Source organism: Streptomyces sp. AM6-12 (genome assembly GCF_044327085.1).
Classification (GTDB): Bacteria; Actinomycetota; Actinomycetes; order Streptomycetales; family Streptomycetaceae; genus Streptomyces.
The window spans coordinates 4,703,638-4,722,415 of the sequence record NZ_JBIQWN010000001.1 but is presented as its reverse complement, the minus strand read 5'-3'; the positions used below and the strand labels follow the sequence as shown (position 1 = coordinate 4,722,415).

General features: G+C 72.7%; 17 protein-coding genes. 8 read left to right on the top strand and 9 right to left on the bottom strand.

Translation table 11 applies throughout. From position 1 onward, the window contains the following. Positions 1-7 precede the first annotated feature (7 nt). The 3 genes from ACE4Q9_RS21440 to speB form a co-directional block, all read right to left on the bottom strand. Positions 8-766 (bottom strand): GntR family transcriptional regulator, encoded by a 759-nt coding sequence (locus ACE4Q9_RS21440; RefSeq protein WP_397985835.1) that lies wholly within the window; start codon positions 764-766, stop codon positions 8-10. Between the two features lie 90 nt (positions 767-856). Beyond that, positions 857-2,557 carry a thiamine pyrophosphate-binding protein gene (locus ACE4Q9_RS21435; protein WP_397985834.1) on the bottom strand — a complete coding sequence of 567 codons (1,701 nt, stop codon included), beginning with the start codon at positions 2,555-2,557 and terminating at the stop codon, positions 857-859. A 5-nt stretch (positions 2,558-2,562) separates the two neighbouring features. Then, a complete protein-coding gene (speB, locus tag ACE4Q9_RS21430) occupies positions 2,563-3,534 on the bottom strand; it encodes an agmatinase (RefSeq protein WP_397985833.1) in 972 nt (323 codons plus the stop codon). 168 nt (positions 3,535-3,702) lie between these two features. Between speB and ACE4Q9_RS21425 the strand changes: the two genes are divergently transcribed. After that, positions 3,703-5,304 (top strand): PucR family transcriptional regulator ligand-binding domain-containing protein, encoded by a 1,602-nt coding sequence (locus tag ACE4Q9_RS21425; RefSeq protein ID WP_397985832.1) that lies wholly within the window; start codon positions 3,703-3,705, stop codon positions 5,302-5,304. An 89-nt stretch (positions 5,305-5,393) separates the two neighbouring features. Then, positions 5,394-6,194, top strand: coding sequence for a phosphatase (locus tag ACE4Q9_RS21420; RefSeq protein WP_397985831.1), 801 nt, complete (start codon positions 5,394-5,396; stop codon positions 6,192-6,194). A gap of 91 nt (positions 6,195-6,285) precedes the next feature. On the opposite strand, the gene ACE4Q9_RS21415 is transcribed toward ACE4Q9_RS21420, so the two are convergent. From ACE4Q9_RS21415 to ACE4Q9_RS21395, 5 genes are all read right to left on the bottom strand, one after another. Then, positions 6,286-6,714 carry a hypothetical protein gene (locus tag ACE4Q9_RS21415; RefSeq protein ID WP_397985830.1) on the bottom strand — a complete coding sequence of 143 codons (429 nt, stop codon included), beginning with the start codon at positions 6,712-6,714 and terminating at the stop codon, positions 6,286-6,288. Positions 6,715-6,997: 283 nt separating this feature from the next. Then, the gene (locus ACE4Q9_RS21410; protein WP_397985829.1) at positions 6,998-7,915 is read right to left on the bottom strand and encodes an acyl-CoA thioesterase; all 918 of its coding nucleotides are present in this window, start codon (positions 7,913-7,915) and stop codon (positions 6,998-7,000) included. Between the two features lie 33 nt (positions 7,916-7,948). Then, on the bottom strand, positions 7,949-9,106 hold the full coding sequence (locus ACE4Q9_RS21405) for an acyl-CoA dehydrogenase family protein (RefSeq protein WP_397985828.1): 1,158 nt from the start codon (positions 9,104-9,106) through the stop codon (positions 7,949-7,951). 147 nt (positions 9,107-9,253) lie between these two features. Further along, complete coding sequence (locus ACE4Q9_RS21400) at positions 9,254-9,814, bottom strand: Uma2 family endonuclease (protein ID WP_397985827.1); 561 nt, start codon at positions 9,812-9,814, stop codon at positions 9,254-9,256. Between the two features lie 65 nt (positions 9,815-9,879). Further along, positions 9,880-10,482 carry a TetR/AcrR family transcriptional regulator gene (locus tag ACE4Q9_RS21395; protein WP_397985826.1) on the bottom strand — a complete coding sequence of 201 codons (603 nt, stop codon included), beginning with the start codon at positions 10,480-10,482 and terminating at the stop codon, positions 9,880-9,882. A 97-nt stretch (positions 10,483-10,579) separates the two neighbouring features. On the opposite strand from ACE4Q9_RS21395, the gene ACE4Q9_RS21390 reads away from it, so the two are divergent. Genes ACE4Q9_RS21390 through ACE4Q9_RS21375 form a run of 4 tightly spaced genes read left to right on the top strand, consistent with a single transcriptional unit; the run spans position 10,580 to position 16,228 of the window. Continuing rightward, on the top strand, positions 10,580-12,196 hold the full coding sequence (locus ACE4Q9_RS21390) for a carboxyl transferase domain-containing protein (RefSeq protein ID WP_397985825.1): 1,617 nt from the start codon (positions 10,580-10,582) through the stop codon (positions 12,194-12,196). 11 nt (positions 12,197-12,207) lie between these two features. Then, positions 12,208-14,121, top strand: coding sequence for a biotin carboxylase N-terminal domain-containing protein (locus tag ACE4Q9_RS21385; protein ID WP_397985824.1), 1,914 nt, complete (start codon positions 12,208-12,210; stop codon positions 14,119-14,121). 17 nt (positions 14,122-14,138) lie between these two features. Further along, a complete protein-coding gene (locus ACE4Q9_RS21380; RefSeq protein WP_397987290.1) occupies positions 14,139-15,062 on the top strand; it encodes a hydroxymethylglutaryl-CoA lyase in 924 nt (307 codons plus the stop codon). A 5-nt stretch (positions 15,063-15,067) separates the two neighbouring features. Beyond that, entirely contained in the window at positions 15,068-16,228 is a 1,161-nt protein-coding gene (locus ACE4Q9_RS21375) for an acyl-CoA dehydrogenase family protein (protein WP_397985823.1), read from the top strand. 122 nt (positions 16,229-16,350) lie between these two features. On the opposite strand, the gene ACE4Q9_RS21370 is transcribed toward ACE4Q9_RS21375, so the two are convergent. After that, positions 16,351-16,533: a DUF1737 domain-containing protein gene (locus ACE4Q9_RS21370; RefSeq protein WP_397985822.1), complete on the bottom strand. Its 183-nt coding sequence runs from the start codon at positions 16,531-16,533 to the stop codon at positions 16,351-16,353. A gap of 202 nt (positions 16,534-16,735) precedes the next feature. On the opposite strand from ACE4Q9_RS21370, the gene ACE4Q9_RS21365 reads away from it, so the two are divergent. Beyond that, positions 16,736-17,782 (top strand): ABC transporter substrate-binding protein, encoded by a 1,047-nt coding sequence (locus tag ACE4Q9_RS21365; protein WP_397985821.1) that lies wholly within the window; start codon positions 16,736-16,738, stop codon positions 17,780-17,782. Positions 17,783-17,900: 118 nt separating this feature from the next. Further along, a complete protein-coding gene (locus ACE4Q9_RS21360; RefSeq protein ID WP_397985820.1) occupies positions 17,901-18,746 on the top strand; it encodes a siderophore-interacting protein in 846 nt (281 codons plus the stop codon). Positions 18,747-18,778: the final 32 nt, after the last annotated feature.

Here is an 18,778-nt window from a genome sequence, read left to right as displayed (position 1 = left end):
CGCAACGTCACGCCTCGAAGTCGTACTCCAGGACGTACGCGGCGGAGTCGAGGATCATCTCGTTGACCTCGACGACCCGCCCCTCCGCGTCGAAGGCCGTGCGGGCGAGGTGGATCACGGGAACGCCGGGTGGCAGGGACAGGCGGGCGGCCTCGTCCTGGTCGGGCATGCGGGAGCGGAGTTCCTCGCGGAAGCGGACGGGCGCGTGGCCGAGGTCGGCCAGGCGGGCATAGACGCCGCCGGGGCCGGTGTCCGGCCGGGTGATCGGGGTGCCCGTGACGAGGTCGGCCGGCAGGTAGGAGGTGGACAGCAGCACCGGCTTGCCGTCGAGGACGAAGCGACGGCGGCGGACGCAGAGGCTCGCGGTCTCGTCCAGCCCCATGACCGCGGCAACGGAAGCCGCCGCGACCTCGTGCGTCACCTCGACGGAATCGACGGTGAGTTCCCGCCCTTCGGCATCCGCCGCCCAGACGGACCGCCCCTCGCCCCACCCCGCCCGCGCGAGCCGCTCGATGCCACGACGCCGGATCGGCCGGAAGTCCCGTACGAACACACCGGCGCCCCTGCGGGCTTCGGCGATGCCCTCCGCCTGGAGCAGACCGAGTGCCTGCCGGGCCGTCATACGGGCGATGCCGTGTTCGGCCATCAGGTCGTTCTCACCGGGCAGCCGGTCCCCGGGACCGTACCGCCCGGCGTCGACGGCGGCCCGCAGCTCAGCCGCGATGCGCTGGTACTTGGGCTGCCGCCCCGTCTCCCGGCTGCTCATCCAGACCTCTTCTCCTGAGGATCCCTGGACATCCTAGGCATCGGATACGGCCGTCGCCCGTATGGCAGCGGCAAGGACGGCTGGGCCGAACTACCGCCCTTCCGGCTGGCTCAAGTGCGTCGGCGCGAACATTCGCAGTACCGCCGGCAGCACCACCACCGACGGGCCCGGTGTCCCGAGTGCCTTCGCCAGGTCGCCTTCCAGGGTCTCCGGGGTCGTGCGTACCGCCGGGACGTCGAAGGATTGCGCGAGGGCGACGTAGTCGGGGCGGGACAGGTCCGTCGCCGTCGGTCTGCCGAAGGCGGTCGTCATGTATTCGCGGAGGATTCCGTAGCCGCCGTCGTCGATGATCAGCCAGGTGACGGGGAGGTCGTGCTGGCGGGCCGTGGCCAGTTCGGCGAGGGAGTAGAGGGCGCCGCCGTCGCCGGAGACCGCGAGGACCGGGTGGGACGGGTCGGCGACCGCCGCGCCCAGGGCCGCCGGGAAGGCGTAGCCGAGGCCGCCCGAGCCCTGGGCGGAGTGCATCAGGTTCGTGCCGCGGGGGTCGAACGCGCACCACGCCCAGTAGGACAGGATCGTCATGTCCCAGAAGGACGGGGCGCGGGCCGGCAGCGCCCGGCGGACGGCGGTCAACAGCGACTGTTCCAGGGTCAATTCCTGGGACGCGATGCGGTCCGAGACGCGGGAGAGGAGGGAGCGGACGCGCTCCGGTGCCTCCGGGTCGTGCCGCTCCGCCGCCGTTTCCAGGAGCGCCTGGAGCGCCAGGCGGGCGTCCGCGTGGATGCCGAGCGCGGGGTGGTTCGACTCCAGTTTGCCGAGGTCCGCCTCGATCTGGATCACGCGGCCACGGGGCCTGAACGTGTGGTAGTTCGAGGAGAGTTCACCCAGACCCGAGCCCACGACCAGCAGGACATCGGCCTCTTCCAGGAAGTCGGTCGTATGGCGGTCTTCCATCCAGGACTGGAGGGACAGCGGGTGCTCCCAGGGGAACGCGCCCTTGCCGCCGTACGTCGTGACCACCGGGGCGTCCAGCAGTTCCGCCAGCCGGCGCAGCTTGCCGGAGGCGTCCGAGCGTACGACGCCGCCGCCCGCGATGATCGCCGGGCGGTCCGCGCCCGACAGCAACTCCGCTGCCACCGCCGTCAGTTCGGGGCGGGGGGCCAGGTCGTCCGGGGTCGCGTCCATCGCCGTCACCACCGGCAGCGACGCCGGCGCGGCCAGTACGTCCTGGGGGATCTCCACCCACACCGGGCCGTGCGGGGCCGTCAGCGCCGACTTCCAGGCCGCGGCGATCGCCGAGGGGATCTGGGACTGGGTGCGGGCCGTGTGCACGGACTTGACCACGCCCCGGAACGAGGCGGCCTGGTCGGGGAGTTCATGGAGATAGCCGTGGCGGCCACCGCCCAGGCCGGCCGACGGGATCTGGCTGCTGATCGCCAGGACCGGGGCGGAGGCGGAGGCCGCTTCCTGGAGCGCGGCCAGCGAGGTCAGCGCGCCGGGGCCGGTGGACAGGAGCAGCGGCGCGGCCTCGCCGGTGATCCGGCCGTACGCGTCCGCCGCGAAGCCCGCGTTGTTCTCCACCCGCAGGCCCACGTACCGCAGGGAGGACCTGCGCAGGGCGTCGAACATGCCGAGCGCGTGCTGGCCGGGCAGGCCGAAGACGGTCGTCGCGCCGAGCCCGACCAGGGTCTCCACGACCAGGTCTCCGCCGACGCGTCCGGCGGGCGGGTTCAGCGCGGCCTCCCGCTGGGCGGCGGTCGGGCGGAGGACCAGGTCGTGGTCGTGCGTCACGTCGGTTACGCGTCCTTCCGGGCCGCCGCGATCTGGCGGGACATGATGGTGGTCAGTTCGTACGCCGTGTGGCTGGCCGCCACGGACGTGATCTCGGCGTGGTCGTAGGCCGGGGCGACCTCCACCACGTCCGCCGAGACCAGGTTGCAGGACGCCAGGCCGCGCAGGATCTCCAGCAGCTCGCGCGAGGTCATGCCGCCCGCCTCCGGCGTGCCCGTGCCGGGGGCGTGTGCCGGGTCGAGGCAGTCGATGTCGATGGAGATGTACAGCGGGCGGTCACCGATGCGCTGGCGGAGCTGGTCGGCCACCTCGTCGGCGCCCCGCCGGTAGACGTCCGCCGAGGTGACGATGCCGAAGCCCATCTTCTCGTCGTCGGTGAGGTCCTGCTTGCCGTACAGCGGGCCGCGGGTGCCCACGTGCGAGAGGGCGGAGGTGTCGAGGATGCCCTCCTCCACCGCGCGGCGGAACGGCGTGCCGTGCGTGTACTCGGCGCCGAAGTACGTGTCCCAGGTGTCCAGATGGGCGTCGAAGTGCAGCAGCGCGACCGGGCCGTGCTTCTTCGCCACCGAGCGCAGCAGCGGCAGCGCGATGGTGTGGTCGCCGCCCAGGGTCATCAGACGGGCGCCGGTGCCCAGCAGGTCGTCCGCCGCGGCCTCGATCGTCTCGACGGCCTCGTTGATGTTGAACGGGTTCACCGCGATGTCGCCGCCGTCCGCGACCTGCGCGAGCGCGAAGGGGGACGCGTCCTGCGCGGGGTTGTAGGGGCGCAGCAGCCGGGACGCCTCGCGGATCGCGTTGCCGCCGAACCGGGCGCCGGGCCGGTAGGAGACGCCGGAGTCGAAGGGCACGCCCACCACGGCGACGTCGGCGCTGCCGACCTCGTCCAGGCGGGGCAGCCGGGCGAAGGTCGCGGGGCCGGCGTACCGGGGGACGCGGGAGGAGTCGACGGGGCCGCGGGGCGTCTCGTTGCTGCTCATGGGGTGTGCCTTCTTTCCTGCGTCCTGACTGCGGCCCGGCTCGGCCCGGCCGCGGCCTGACCGGCTTCTCGCCGCGATTTCCTGGGCCCGACATTAGGTGGCCGGGCAGCCACTACGAAGTGTACGTTTTATCCATACAGGGGACCTGGAGTGGAGGAAGTGCACACCATGGCCGACACGCGCCCCACGGCCCCGGCCGCCGCGGTCCCGCCGACCCCGCCGATCCCCCTCTCCGCCCTGCTCGCCCGCGACGACCTCGCCCTGCGCCAGCTCGCCGGCCCCACCGGCCCGGACATCGTCGTCCACTGGGCGCACACCTCCGAGATGGCGGACCCCTTCCCCTATCTCCTCGGCGGCGAACTGCTCCTCACGGCGGGCGTCCAGATCCCCGGCACCCCCTCACCGGACACCTTCTTCGACTCCTACGTGGCCCGCGTCGTCGCCGCGGGCGGCGCCGCCCTCGGCTTCGGGCTCGCCCCGGTGCACGACACGGTGCCGGACGCCCTGGTGGCCGCCTGCGACACCCACGGGCTGCCGCTGCTGGAGGTCCCGCCGGGCACCACCTTCTCGGGCGTGGCCCGCGCGGTGTGGCAGCTGATGGCGCAGGCCCGGCTCGCCGAACTGCGCCGGGTCACCGAGGCCCAGCAGAGCCTCGCCGCCGCCGCGGCCCATCCCGATCCGGTGCCGTCCGTGCTGCGCCGGCTCGCCCAGCGGCTCGGCGGGCACGCGGTGCTCTACGGCCCCGACGGCACCGCCATCGCGTCGGCGGGCCGGGCACCCACGCCCGCCGCCGGGGAAGCGCTGCGCGGCCTGGCCGCGGTGGTACGCCCGACCGGACGGACCGGCCCCGCGCTCACCCTCCCGACCGGGCGCACCGCGCCCACCGGTCCCGCCGGCCCCTCCCCCACCGGCCCGCCCCGGCCCGCCTCCGCCACTGACACCGCTGACGGCACCCACCTGTCCGCCTACGCCCTCGGTTCCGGCGGGGGTTTCGTGCTCGGGGTCGCCGCCGGGCGCCGCGAGGGCGGGGACCACACCATCGCCTCCGTGGGTGCGGTGCTGCTGTCGCTGCTGACCGGGGAGCACCACAGCGGCGCCGGGGCCGCCCGCTCCTCCGCGCTGGTACGGCTGCTGCTCGGGGCCACGCCGGAGGAGGTCGCGCCGCTGCTCGGCACCGGCGACGGCACAGGGAACGACACGGGGGACGGCGAGCGGATCGTCGTACACGCCCGGCCCGAGCGGGGGACGCCGGACGCCGTGGCCGCCGCCGCCCTCGGCACCGCCCTGGGCTCCCCCCTGGTCGACGTGGCCGGAGAGGTCGTACGGGTCCTCGTGCCCGCCCACCGGGAACCCGCCCCGGTGCCCGGCTGGACGCTCGGGGTCAGCGCGCCCGCGGGCCCCGGCGGCTGGCCGGCCGCCGACGCCCGGGCGGCCCGCGCGCTGGCCCGCGCCCGCGCCACCCGCGTCCCGCTGGTCCGGCACGGCAGCGGGCGCGGCGCCCGGCTCGGGCTGCCCGAGCTGGTGCCCGAGGCGGAGGCGCGGGCTCACGCCGAGGCCCTGCTCGCGCCGCTGGCCGGAGGGCCCGCCCTCGTGGACACCCTGCGCACCTGGCTCTCCCTGCACGGCAGTTGGGACCGCACCGCGGTGGCCCTGGGGGTGCACCGCAACACCGTGCGTCAACGCGTCGCCCGCGCCGCCCTGCTGCTCGGCGCCGACCTGGACGACCCGGACGTGCGCATGGAGTTGTGGTTCGCGCTGCGGCACTCCTGACGCCGCGTGCCGCTCGGGCGAGGGTGACGCCCGTCCCAGCGGGCGAAACCGCGGGGCCGCCCGCGCCTGGCTGCCCCACAATGGGTGCCATGCCGATATCCGGGACACCCAGCCGCGCCCAGCTCGTCGACCACCTGGTGAGGACCCGTATCGCGGGGGACGTCGCCACGCCCCGCGAGAACAACCTCTCCCACTACCGCCTGCTGGCCAACGGTGACCGCAACTTCTGGCTCGGTCTGGAGCTGGGCGAGCGCTGGGCGGACGAGCAGGACGTGCTCGCGGTGATGGCCGAGCGGGTGGGGGTCAACGACGACCCGGAGTACCGGTACGGCCAGGACACCATCGACCCGGAACTGACCGTGGACGCCCTGGACCGGCTCGCGGCGCGGCTGCGCAAGGCGGCCGAGGGGCGCGAGCGGGTGCTGTTCGCGACCGGGCATCCGGGCGGGCTGCTGGATGTGCACCGGGCCACGGCCGCCGCGCTGCGCGCCGCCGGCTGCGAGATCGTCGTCATCCCGGACGGGCTCCAGACGGACGAGGGATACGTCATGCAGTTCGCGGACGTGGCCGTCCTGGAGCACGGGGCGACCCTGTGGCACACCCACTCCGGGGCGCCGATGCGGGCCATTCTCACGGGACTTGAGCAGGCCGGGCGGCCGCTGCCCGACCTGGTGGTCGCCGACCACGGCTGGGCCGGGTACGCCGCGCAGCACGGCCTGGACGCGGTCGGCTACGCCGACTGCAACGACCCCGCGCTGTTCCTCGCCGAGTCCGAGGGCACCCTCCAGGTCGCCGTGCCGCTGGACGACCACGTGGTCAGCCCGCGCCACTACGACCCGATGACCGCGTATCTGCTGGCCGCCGCCGGTCTGGCCGATCTGGACCAATAGGGTTCGTCAGGGGCCGACCGGCCCGGAAAACAACGGGATGTGCGGCCCCGCGCGGGGCCGCACATCCTGTCACATCGGATCGGGACCTGGCTCAGCGACCGCCACCACCGTGGCCTCCGCCACCGCCGTGGCCTCCGCCACCATGGCCGCCTCCGTAGCCGCCACCACCGTGGCCGCCTCCGTAGCCTCCGCCACCATGGCCGCCTCCGTAGCCGCCACCACCGTGGTCGCCTCCGTAGCCGCCATAGCCGCCATAGCCGCCATAGCCGCCATAGCCGCCGTGGCCGTAGCCGCCGTAGCCGCCGTAGCCCCAGTCGTCATCGTCGTTGCCCCACCAGCCGCCGTGTCCGCCGCGGCCGTGGTCTCCGCCGTGGCCGCCGCCCCAGTCGCTGCTGTAGGAGCTGTGAACGTTGGACGGGCTCGCCGAGGCGGTGCCCGCCACGCCGATCGCGGCCCCGCCTGCCAGCAGCAGGCCGGTGGCGGACAGCGCAACAAGGCGCCGCGTGCGTGTTGCTCGCATGGGAATTACCTTCCATCGTCTCTCGCGGCCCCCGGAGGGACACACGAGGCGGATGGCCGCCGCCGCGCGGAAGGACGCACGGCACGGTCTTCGGATATCACCGCGAGAGATCATGCATACACGGCACGTCTGCACGGTCGACGCCTGCGCCCACCCGGACGCTGGCGCGTCATCAGGTACCGCGGCTGAGGTCTGAGGTGTCCCGGAACCTCGCCGGCCGCTCATGCCGTGCACTCGCGGCTTTCACTCATTGAGCCTAGTACCGCACCCGCCGCTTGGCACCTCAGCAAACCGGGTTGCCGTCGGGTGGGCGCGGGACGCGGACGACGCCCTCCTGGATGACGGTGATGGCGAGCCGCCCGTCACGGGTGTATATGCGGGCCTGGCCGAGGCCGCGGCCGCCGTGCGCGGACGGCGACTCCTGGTCGTACAGCAGCCATTCGTCGGCGCGGAAGGGGCGGTGGAACCACATCGCGTGGTCCAGGGAGGCCCCCACCACGTCGCCGACCGCCCAGCCGCCGCGGCCGTGCGCGAGCAGCACGGAGTCGAGCAGGGTCATGTCGGAGACATAGGTGGCGAGGACGACGTGCAGCTGGGGGTCGCCCCAGACGGAGTCCGGGGCGGGGTCGTCGTCCAGCTTGCCGTTGGTGCGGAACCACACCTGGCTGTGCGGCTCGCGCGGCTCGCCGAAGCGGCCGTACGGCGGCTCGTCCACGTATCGGAGGTCGACCGCCTCGCGCGCCTCCAGGAAGCGTGCCACCACCTCGGGCGCGAGATGGGCGTACCCGTGCAGCCGCTCCTGAGAGGTGGGCAGCGTCGCCGGGTCGGGCGCGGGCGGCATCGGCACCTGGTGGTCGAGGCCCTCCTCGTACGTCTGGAAGGACGCCGAGAGGTGGAAGATCGGCTTGCCGTGCTGGACGGCGACCACGCGGCGGGTGGTGAAGGACCGGCCGTCGCGGATGCGGTCGACGGTGTAGACGATGGGCGCGCCGGGGTCGCCGGGGCGCAGGAAGTAGGCGTGCAGGGAGTGGGCGGGGCGGTCCGCGGGGACCGTGCGCCCGGCGGCGACCATGGCCTGCGCCGCGACCTGCCCGCCGAAGACGCGGGGCACGACGGCGGAGCGGGACCGGCCGCGGTAGATGTCCTCCTCGATCTGTTCGAGGTCGAGCAGATCGAGGAGGTCCTGGAGTGCCTGGCTCATGACGGGTCTGTACCGGCCAGTGATCGCGGGACCTTACAGGCCCATGTCCTTGGCGATGATCGTCTTCATGATCTCGCTGGTGCCGCCGTAGATGCGGTTGACGCGGTTGTCCGCGTACAGGCGGGCGATCGGGTACTCGTTCATGTACCCGTAGCCGCCGTGCAGCTGGAGGCAGCGGTCGATGACGCGGTGGGCGACCTCGGTGCAGAACAGCTTGGCGGAGGCGGCCTCGGCGGGGGTCAGCTCGCCGGCGTCCAGAGCCTCGGTGGCGCGGTCGGCGACCGCCTCGGCGGCGTCCACCTCTGCCTGGCAGGCGGCCAGCTCGAACTTGGTGTTCTGGAAGTGGGCGACCGGCTTGCCGAAGACGGTGCGCTCCTGCACGTACTGCTTGGCGAACCGGACGGCGGCCTTGGCCTGCGCGTAGGCGCCGAAGGCGATGCCCCAGCGCTCGGAGGCCAGGTTGTGGCCGAGGTAGGAGAAGCCCTTGTTCTCCTCGCCCAGCAGGTCCTCGACGGGGACCTTGACGTCCACGAAGGCCAGCTCGGCGGTGTCGGAGGTCTTCAGGCCGAGCTTGTCCAGCTTGCGGCCGACGGAGTAGCCCTCGGACTTGGTGTCCACCGCGAACAGGGAGATGCCGTGGCGGCGGTCCTCGGCGGTGGGCGCGGCGGTGCGGGCGCACACGATCACGCGGTCGGCGTGCACGCCGCCGGTGATGAAGGTCTTGGCGCCGTTGAGGACGTAGTGGGTGCCGTCCTCGCTGAGCCGGGCGGTGGACTTCATGCCCGCGAGGTCGGAGCCGGTGCCCGGCTCCGTCATCGCGATGGCCCACATCTCCTCGCCGGTGACGAACTTCGGCAGGTAGCGCTTCTTCTGCTCGTCGGTGGCCAGCATCTTGATGTACGGCAGGGCGAGCAGCACGTGCACGCCGGAGCCGCCGAACTGGACGCCCGCGCGGGCGGTCTCCTCGTAGAGGACGGCCTCGAACTTGTGGCTGTCCATGCCCGCGCCGCCGAACTCCTCGGGCACGTTGATGCCGAAGATACCCAGCTCGCCGAGCTTGTAGTAGAAGTCGCGGGGCGCCTGGCCGGCCGCGAACCACTCGTCGTACACCGGTACGACCTCGGCCTCGATGAAGGCGCGCAGGGTCTCCCGGAACGCCTCGTGATCCTCGTTGAACACCGTACGGCGCACGCCGCCCACCTCCACGTACCTCGGGCATGCCGGCAAGGGGCATGTCTAAGCGCTTGCTCAGATTCGAAGATACCGGCGGGTACGGGGAGCGTCCAGGGTGAGTTGCGCCACGAGGCAGGCGGCACTCGGGCAGCCAGGCCGTTCCGGTCAGTTTCCCGCTTTGCCGTAACGCCGGAAGGCGGACGTCTCGACCGTCCAGGGCCCGAAGGGGACCGAGTCGCCGTAGATGTACGAGTCCTTGCGCACGTAGCGGCCCTTGCACGGGTCGGAGTGGACCTCGATGGTGCCGGTGCCGGGGTCGACGACCAGGTAGTGCGCGATGCCCATGGCCGGGTAGGCGGCCAGCTTCTCGATGTGCTCGTTGGTGGGGTTGGACGGCGAGACGACCTCCACCACGACGAGGACCTGCGACGCGTCGACGGCGATGCCCTCCTCGTCCAGGACGGCCTCGGGAATGACCACCGCGCCGGGGAGCCGCATACGACCGAGCGCCGGGTGTTCGATCTCCGGGCCGCTCGCGCAGATGTAGCCGGGATGGGTGGCGCGAAGCTGCTCGTCCAACTGCACGCAGATACGGCGGACGGTTCCCTCGTGCCGCCTCGACGGGCACATCATGGCCAGTATCGGGCCCGACGGTCCGATCTCGACGCTCCAGGCCCCTTCAAACTGCTCCGCGTAGGCACCCAGCTCCTCGGCGATCGCGCGCATCTTCGGTAGTCCATGGCCCGACGATAGTGGCGCACGTCACTCCCCCGCCCGCCGCCAACGCCTCCTCACCCCCCGGAGGAACCCGCCGCCTCGAACGCCCCCCGTGCCATCCGGTGCAGCAGTTCCGCCGTCGCACCCCGGCCGGGAAGCGTGCCGGCGCGGCCCAGGTGGGGGGTGGAGTTGAGCAGGCCGAAGACGGAGTGGACGGCGGAGCGGGCGGCGGGCTCGGTCAGCGGCGGGTAGACCTCGCGGACCACGCCCACCCACAGCTCCACGTACTGCCGCTGGAGCTGGCGCACCAGCTTGCGGTCGCTGTCGCGCAGCCGGTCCAGCTCACGGTCGTGCAGGGTGATCAGCGGCCGGTCGTCCAGCGCGAAGTCGATGTGCCCCTCGATCAGGGAGTCCAGGACCGCGGTGGCGCGCGCGTCCCCGTCGGCCTCCGCGAGCCGCCGCCGGGCCCCGGTGAGCAGCTGGCCGCTGATGCCGACGAGCAGTTCGGCGAGCATCGCGTCCTTGCCGGGGAAGTGCCGGTACAGGCCGGGGCCGCTGATGCCGACCGCCGCTCCTATCTCGTCCACGCCGACGCCGTGGAAGCCGCGCTCGGCGAAGAGGCGGGCGGCCTCCTTGAGGATCTGCTCGCGGCGGGTGGGGGCGTCGGTTCTGGCCATGAAGACAATTCTAGACAGCGAGGTTAGCGGTCGTTAACCTGAAGGAGATGGTTAACGCTCATTAACCGGTTCGAGCACCGGGTGAGGGGACCGCAGGATGCAGGAGGCACCGGAACTCCGGAGCACGGCCGAGCCCGCGTCGGAGGCCTGGCGGGCCAATGAACAGGCCCATCTGGCGCTGGTCGAGGAGCTGCGCGGCAAGCTCGCCGCGGCGGCGCTCGGCGGCGGGGAGCGGGCGCGCGCCCGGCACACCGCGCGCGGCAAGCTGCTGCCGAGGGACAGGGTCGACACCCTGCTCGATCCGGGCTCGCCGTTCCTGGAGCTCGCCCCGCTCGCGGCCGACGGGCTGTACGACGGGCAGGCGCCGGCCGCCGGTGTGATCGCCGGGATCGGCCGGGTCAGCGGGCGCGAGTGCGTGATCGTCGCCAACGACGCGACCGTCAAGGGCGGCACGTACTACCCGATGACGGTCAAGAAGCACCTGCGCGCCCAGGAGGTGGCCCTCGACAACCGGTTGCCCTGCGTCTACCTGGTCGACTCCGGCGGCGCCTTCCTGCCGATGCAGGACGAGGTGTTCCCGGACCGCGAGCACTTCGGGCGGATCTTCTACAACCAGGCCCGGATGTCCGGAGCGGGCATCCCGCAGATCGCGGCCGTCCTCGGCTCGTGCACGGCGGGCGGCGCGTACGTCCCGGCGATGAGCGACGAGGCGGTCATCGTCCGCAACCAGGGCACCATCTTCCTGGGCGGCCCCCCGCTGGTGAAGGCGGCCACCGGCGAGGTGGTCACGGCCGAGGAGCTGGGCGGCGGCGAGGTCCACTCCCGGACCTCCGGCGTCACCGACCACCTCGCGGAGGACGACGCGCACGCGCTGCGGATCGTCCGGAACATCGTCGCCACCCTCCCGGCCCGGAAGTCGCCGCCCTGGGAGGTCACCCCGGCCGTCGAGCCGAAGGTGGACCCGGCCGGGCTGTACGGCGCGGTGCCGGTCGACTCCCGCACCCCGTACGACGTCCGGGAGATCATCGCCCGCGTGGTCGACGGCTCCCGGTTCGCCGAGTTCAAGAGCGAGTACGGCCAGACGCTCGTCACCGGCTTCGCCCGGATCCACGGGCACCCGGTCGGGATCGTCGCCAACAACGGCATCCTCTTCTCGGAGTCCGCCCAGAAGGGCGCGCACTTCATCGAGCTGTGCGACCAGCGCGGCATCCCGCTGGTGTTCCTCCAGAACATCTCCGGCTTCATGGTGGGCAAGGACTACGAGGCGGGCGGCATCGCCAAGCACGGCGCCAAGATGGTCACCGCGGTGGCCTGCACCCGCGTGCCCAAGCTGACCGTCGTGGTGGGCGGTTCCTACGGCGCGGGCAACTACTCGATGTGCGGCCGGGCCTACTCCCCCCGCTTCCTGTGGATGTGGCCCAACGCCAAGATCTCCGTGATGGGCGGCGAACAGGCCGCCAGCGTCCTCGCCACGGTCAAGCGCGACCAGCTGGAGGGCCGCGGCGAGACCTGGTCCGCGGAGGACGAGGAGACCTTCAAGGCGCCGATCCGCGCGCAGTACGAGACCCAGGGCAACGCCTACTACGCGACGGCCCGGCTGTGGGACGACGGCGTGATCGACCCGATGGACACCCGCCAGGTGCTCGGACTCGCCCTGACGGCCTGCGCCAACGCGCCACTGGGAGAGCCCCAGTTCGGCGTCTTCCGGATGTGAGGGAGGGAACCGTGTTCGACACAGTGCTGGTCGCCAACCGGGGCGAGATCGCCGTACGCGTCATCCGAACGCTCCGCGAGCTGGGCGTGCGCTCGGTGGCGGTCTTCTCCGACGCCGACGCGGGCGCGCGGCACGTCCGGGAGGCCGACACGGCGGTCCGGATCGGCCCGGCGCCGGCGTCCGAGAGCTACCTCTCGGTGGAACGCCTGCTGGAGGCCGCCGCCCGCACCGGCGCGCAGGCCATCCACCCCGGCTACGGCTTCCTCGCCGAGAACGCCGCGTTCGCGCGGGCCTGCGAGGAGGCCGGCCTCGTCTTCATCGGCCCCCCGGCTGACGCCATCGCGCTGATGGGCGACAAGATCCGCGCCAAGGAGACGGTGGCGGCCGCCGGGGTACCGGTGGTCCCCGGCGGCCGCGACCCCGAACTGGCCGAAGCCGCACGTGCCCTGGGCGCGCCCGTGCTGCTGAAGCCGTCGGCCGGCGGCGGCGGCAAGGGCATGCGCCTGGTGCGGGACCTGTCCGTCCTGGACGAGGAGATCGCCGCCGCCCGCCGCGAGGCCCGCGCCTCCTTCGGCGACGACACCCTGCTGGTGGAGCGGTGGATCGACCGCCCCCGGCACATCGAGATCCAGGTGCTGGCCGACGGCCACGGCCAGGTGGTGCACCTCGGGGAGCGCGAGTGCTCGCTCCAGCGGCGCCACCAGAAGATCATCGAGGAGGCGCCCAGCGTCCTCCTGGACGAGGCCACGCGCGCGGCGATGGGCGAGGCGGCCGTGCAGGCGGCCCGCTCCTGCGGCTACCGGGGCGCGGGCACGGTGGAGTTCATCGTGCCGGGCAGCGACCCCTCGCAGTACTACTTCATGGAGATGAACACCCGTCTCCAAGTCGAGCACCCGGTAACCGAGTTGGTGACCGGACTCGACCTGGTCGAGTGGCAGCTGCGGGTGGCCGCCGGCGAGCCGCTGGGCTTCGCCCAGGACGACGTGACGCTGACCGGGCACGCGGTCGAGGCCCGCATCTGCGCCGAGGACCCCGCGCGCGGCTTCCTCCCCTCCGGCGGCACGGTCCTGCTGCTGGACGAACCGGAGGGCGACGGCGTGCGCACCGACTCCGGGCTCAGCGAGGGCACCGAGGTCGGCAGCCTGTACGACCCGATGCTCTCCAAGGTGATCGCCTACGGCCCCGACCGCGCGACCGCGCTGCGCAGGCTCCGGGCGGCGCTGGCCGGGACGGTCACGCTGGGCGTGCAGACGAACGCGGGCTTCCTACGCCGCCTCCTCGCCCACCCGGACGTGGTGGCCGGCGAGTTGGACACCGGCCTGGTGGAGCGGGTCGTGGCCGACCTGGTCCCCGCGTCGGTGCCCGAGGAGGTGTACGAGGCGGCGGCGGCCGTACGCCTGGAGGCGCTGAAGCCCTCCGGCGAGGGCTGGACCGACCCCTTCTCGGTGCCGAGCGGCTGGCGGCTCGGCGGCACCCCGAAGCCGCCCGCGTTCCACCTGCGGGTCCAGGACCCGGTGACGTACACCCCGCGCGGCACCGCCACCGTCACCGGCGACACGGTGGCCGTCACCCTCGACGGGCTGCGGCACACCTTCCGCCGCGCCGGTGACTGGATCGGCCGGGACGGCGACGCCTGGCAGGTGCGCGACCACGACCCGGTGGCCGACTCGCTGTCCCGGACGGCCCACGCGGGCGCCGACTCACTGACCGCGCCGATGCCCGGCACGGTGACCGTCGTCAAGGTCGCCGTCGGGGACGACGTGGTCGCCGGGCAGAGCCTGCTGGTGGTGGAGGCGATGAAGATGGAGCACGTCGTCTCCGCCCCGCACGCGGGCACCGTCGCCGAGCTGGACGTGACACCGGGCACCACGGTCGCCATGGACCAGGTGCTGGCCGTCATCGCGCCGAAGGAGGAGGCGGAGTGAGCACCGAGCGACTGCCCATGGTCGTACCGGCCGCGGAGCTGCCCGCGCGGGTGCGGATCTACGAGGTCGGCGCGCGCGACGGGCTCCAGAACGAGAAGGGTGCCGTACCGACCGAGGTGAAGGCGGACTTCATCCGCCGCCTGGCCGAGGCGGGCCTCACCACCATCGAGGCGACCAGCTTCGTGCACCCCAAGTGGGTACCCCAACTCGCCGACGCCGAGGAGCTGTTCCCGCGGGTGCGCGACCTGCCCGGCGTGGAGCTTCCCGTCCTGGTCCCCAACCAGCGTGGCCTGGACCGGGCGCTGGCCCTCGGCGCCGACCGGATCGCGGTGTTCGCCAGCGCCACCGAGTCCTTCGCCAAGGCCAACCTCAACCGCACGGTGGACGAGTCCCTCGCGCTGTTCGAGCCGGTGGTGCGCGGGGCCAAGGACGCGGGCGCGCGGGTGCGCGGCTACGTCTCCATGTGCTTCGGCGACCCGTGGGAGGGCGCGGTGCCGCTGCACCAGGTGGCCCGCGTCTGCACCGCCCTGCGGAACATGGGCTGCGACGAACTGAGCCTCGGCGACACGATTGGCGTGGCCACCCCCGGACACGTCCAGGAACTCCTGAACCTGCTCAACGAGGAGGGCGTGCCGACCGACGAGATCGGCGTGCACTTCCACGACACGTACGGCCAGGCGCTCGCGAACACCTATGCGGCCCTGGAGCACGGCGTGACGACGGTCGACGCGTCCGCCGGCGGGCTGGGCGGCTGCCCGTACGCCAAGTCCGCCACCGGCAACCTCGCCACCGAGGACCTGGTCTGGATGCTGCACGGCCTCGGCATCGAGACCGGCGTCGACCTCGACCGGCTGACCGCCACCAGCGTGTGGATGGCCGCCCACCTGGACCGGCCCAGTCCCTCCCGTACCGTCCGCGCTCTCTCCCACAAGGACCAGTGATCAGCATGGACCACCGCCTCAGCCCCGAGCTGGAGGAACTCCGCCGTACGGTCGAGGAGTTCGCGCACGACGTCGTGGCGCCGAAGATCGGCGACTTCTACGAGCGGCACGAGTTCCCGTACGAGATCGTCCGCGAGATGGGCCGCATGGGCCTGTTCGGGCTGCCGTTCTCGGAGGAGTACGGCGGCATGGGCGGCGACTACCTGGCGCTGGGCATCGCCCTGGAGGAACTGGCGCGGGTGGACTCCTCGGTGGCGATCACCCTGGAGGCCGGTGTCTCGCTGGGCGCGATGCCGATCCACCTCTTCGGCACCGAGGAGCAGAAGCGCGAGTGGCTGCCCCGGCTGTGCGCGGGCGAGATCCTCGGCGGCTTCGGCCTGACCGAGCCGGACTGCGGCTCGGACGCGGGCGGGACCCGTACGACGGCCCGCCTCGACCCCGACACCGACGAGTGGGTGATCAACGGCACCAAGTGCTTCATCACCAACTCCGGTACGGACATCACCGGGCTGGTCACGGTCACCGCGGTCACCGGCCGCAAGCCCGACGGCAAGCCGCTGATCTCCTCGATCATCGTGCCGTCCGGCACGCCGGGCTTCACCGTCGCGGCGCCGTACTCCAAGGTCGGCTGGAACGCCTCCGACACCCGCGAGCTGTCCTTCGTGGACGTCCGCGTCCCCGCCGCCAACCTGCTCGGCCAGGAGGGCCGCGGCTACGCCCAGTTCCTGCGCATCCTGGACGAGGGCCGCATCGCCATCGCCGCCCTCGCGACGGGTCTGGCGCAGGGCTGTGTGGACGAGTCGGTCAAGTACGCCAAGGAGCGGCACGCCTTCGGCCGGCCGATCGGCGCCAACCAGGCGATCCAGTTCAAGATCGCCGACATGGAGACGAAGGCGTACACCGCCCGACTCGCCTGGCGCGACGCCGCCTACCGCCTGGTCGCGGGCGAGCCCTTCAAGAAGGAGGCGGCCATGGCCAAGCTGTACTCCTCCACCATCGCGGTCGACAACGCCCGCGAGGCCACCCAGATCCACGGCGGCTACGGCTTCATGAACGAGTACCCGGTGGCCCGCATGTGGCGCGACTCCAAGATCCTCGAAATCGGCGAGGGCACGAGCGAGGTGCAGCGCATGCTGATCTCACGGGAGCTGGGGCTGGCGGGCTGATCCTGCGGAGGCTCGGGCCGAGGGGGGCGCGTCCACGTGGACGCGCCCCCTCGCCTTTCCTGCGCCGGGGAACTACCACGTGACGCGGTACGCGGACGGATCCGGTCGGCGGTAGTGCCGGCTCAGTGCATAGGCCAGAGCAACGCCTGCGCCACGATGACCCGTTCGCCGTCGAAGGTGACGGCGGGGCCCTGGTGGAGTTCGTAGCCGAGGGCCAGCGCCTCGCTGACCCGGTGGCAGAAGGCGGCGTCGTCGGGGCCGGTGAGGACGCGGTAGGCGGGGAGGCCGCCGGGGGGTGTGCTCATGGGGGCAAGGATCGCAGGCGGGGCTGTCCTCGGGGCGCGGGGCCCGGCGGCTCCGCCCAGGGCCCATGGACCCGCCTCTCCCGGACGCGTTCCACACGCGCGGGAAACTGCCCCGCACCCTGGACAGATAAGAAGGTTAGGCTAACCTAAGCATCGCACTTGTCCGGCGGGCGTCGCGCCCCGTTCGAAAGCGGTCAGATCCATGTCCCATGCCCGTGCCATCCACCTCTCCCGCCGCGGCCTGCTCGCCGCGGGCGGCGCCGTAGGGCTCGGCGCCGCGCTCGCGGCCTGCGGGGACGACAAGGGCAAAGCCGAGGGCGCCGGCAGCGGGTCGACCGCGGCGAAGCCGGGACCCTGGACGTTCAAGGACGACCGCGGCACGACCGTGAAGCTCGACAAGGTGCCCGCGGACATCGTCGCCTTCACCGGCGTCGGCGCCGCGCTCTACGACTACGGCGTCCAGGTCAAGGGCGTCTTCGGCCCCACCACGACCAAGGGCGGCAAGCCCGACGTCCAGGCCGGCGACATGGACGTCAGCAAGGTGACCGTCCTCGGCAACACCTGGGGCCAGTTCAACGTCGAGAAGTGCGCCGCCCTCTCCCCCGACGTGCTGATCACCACGATGTTCGACGGCGCCGGCACCCTCTGGTACGTCCCGGAGCAGTCCGCCAAGCAGATAGCCGAACTCGCGCCCAGCGTCGGCATCTCCGTCTACGACCGCCAGCTCACTCAGCCGCTCCAGCGGATGTGGGACCTCGCCGAGTCGCTCGGCGGCGACATGAAGGCCGCCAAGGTCACCGACGCGAAGAAGCGGTTCGAGGCGGCCGCCGCCCGGCTGCGGGCCGCCGCCAAGGCCAAGCCGCACATCAAGGTGATGGCCGGCAGCGCCAGCGACCAGCTGTTCTACGTCTCGGGCACGCATCTCTCCGTCGACCTGGAGTACTTCAAGGCCCTCGGCGTGAACTTCGTGGAGCCGCCGGAGAGCGCGAAGAAGCAGGGCGGCGGCTGGTACGAGTCGCTGAGCTGGGAGAACGTCGACAAGTACCAGGCCGACATCATCATGATGGACGACCGGTCCTCCGCCATCCAGCCCGCGGACATCACCCAGCCGACATGGAAGAAGCTGCCGGCGGTGAAGGCGGGCCAGGTCATCGCGCGGTCGCCCGAGCCGATCCTGTCGTACGACAAGTGCGTACCGCTGCTGACGACGCTCGCCGAGGCGCTGGAGAAGGCGCAGAAGGTCAGCTAGGCACCGCACCCCGATCGCAGGGGCGGCCCGGCCCGGCCGCGCACGCCGGTGCGTCGTGGCCGGGCCGGCCGCCCCCCAAGGTTCGCCGCCGTCCCCCCCGCTTCCCTCAGGAGCCCCCATGACCACGGCCGTTGCCGCCCCCTACCGGTTCTTCTCCCTCCAGGTCGTACGGACGCGGCGGCTCGGGCCGTCCCTCGTCCGGGTCACCTTCGGCGGGAGCGAGCTGTGCGACTTCCGCTCCGAGGGACGCGACCAGTCCCTCTCGCTGTTCCTGCCGCATCCCGGCCAGCAAGAGCCCGTCGTACCGCTCGACCTCGGGGACGGGTGGTGGCAGGCATGGCGGGAACTGCCGGACGACGTACGGGCCGTAATGCGCTCGTACACCCTGCGGGAGCTGCGCCGCGATCCGGACGAGGTCGACATCGACTTCGCCCTGCACGGGGTCGGTCCCGGCGCCGCCACCGCCGCGGGACCCGCCTCCCGGTGGGCCGCGCGGGCCGTCCCCGGCGACCGGGTGCTGGTGCTCGGGCCCGTGCTCGCCGACAACCGGGCCATCCGGTTCCGCCCGCCCGAGGACACCGATCTGGTGGTGATGTGGGGCGACGAGACCGCCGTGCCCGCCGCGACCGCGACCCTGGAGTCCCTCCCGGCGGGCACCCGCGTGCGCGCCTGGCTCCAGGTACCGCACCCCGGTGACATCCAGGACGTGCGCACGGACGCCGACGCGGAGATCATCTGGCTGGTGCGGGGCGAGAGCGACCCGGACCCTCTCGACGCCGTGCGCGGCGCCCAACTCCCGCCCACCGCACGCCCGTACGTCTGGATCGCCGGCGAGTCCGGTCAGGTGAAGGCGCTGCGGCGGCACTTCGTCCAGGAGCGCGGGGTCGACCGGCGCCGGGTGACCTTCGTCGGGTACTGGCGGCGCGGACTGACCGAGGAACAGCTCCGCGCGGCGGGCGAGTAGTTCCGGGCGGCGCCGCACAGCCGCCCCACCCC

Excerpts from the sequence above, each read along its gene's own strand:
- ACE4Q9_RS21440 (WP_397985835.1), bottom strand. The coding sequence starts at position 766 with ATGAGCAGCCGGGAGACGGGGCGGCAGCCCAAGTACCAGCGCATCGCG.
- speB (WP_397985833.1), bottom strand. The coding sequence starts at position 3,534 with ATGAGCAGCAACGAGACGCCCCGCGGCCCCGTCGACTCCTCCCGCGTC.
- ACE4Q9_RS21425 (WP_397985832.1), top strand. The coding sequence starts at position 3,703 with ATGGCCGACACGCGCCCCACGGCCCCGGCCGCCGCGGTCCCGCCGACC.
- ACE4Q9_RS21420 (WP_397985831.1), top strand. The coding sequence starts at position 5,394 with ATGCCGATATCCGGGACACCCAGCCGCGCCCAGCTCGTCGACCACCTG.
- ACE4Q9_RS21415 (WP_397985830.1), bottom strand. The coding sequence starts at position 6,714 with ATGCGAGCAACACGCACGCGGCGCCTTGTTGCGCTGTCCGCCACCGGC.
- ACE4Q9_RS21410 (WP_397985829.1), bottom strand. The coding sequence starts at position 7,915 with ATGAGCCAGGCACTCCAGGACCTCCTCGATCTGCTCGACCTCGAACAG.
- ACE4Q9_RS21400 (WP_397985827.1), bottom strand. The coding sequence starts at position 9,814 with ATGCGCGCGATCGCCGAGGAGCTGGGTGCCTACGCGGAGCAGTTTGAA.
- ACE4Q9_RS21395 (WP_397985826.1), bottom strand. The coding sequence starts at position 10,482 with ATGGCCAGAACCGACGCCCCCACCCGCCGCGAGCAGATCCTCAAGGAG.
- ACE4Q9_RS21390 (WP_397985825.1), top strand. The coding sequence starts at position 10,580 with ATGCAGGAGGCACCGGAACTCCGGAGCACGGCCGAGCCCGCGTCGGAG.
- ACE4Q9_RS21380 (WP_397987290.1), top strand. The coding sequence starts at position 14,139 with ATGGTCGTACCGGCCGCGGAGCTGCCCGCGCGGGTGCGGATCTACGAG.
- ACE4Q9_RS21375 (WP_397985823.1), top strand. The coding sequence starts at position 15,068 with ATGGACCACCGCCTCAGCCCCGAGCTGGAGGAACTCCGCCGTACGGTC.
- ACE4Q9_RS21370 (WP_397985822.1), bottom strand. The coding sequence starts at position 16,533 with ATGAGCACACCCCCCGGCGGCCTCCCCGCCTACCGCGTCCTCACCGGC.
- ACE4Q9_RS21365 (WP_397985821.1), top strand. The coding sequence starts at position 16,736 with ATGTCCCATGCCCGTGCCATCCACCTCTCCCGCCGCGGCCTGCTCGCC.
- ACE4Q9_RS21360 (WP_397985820.1), top strand. The coding sequence starts at position 17,901 with ATGACCACGGCCGTTGCCGCCCCCTACCGGTTCTTCTCCCTCCAGGTC.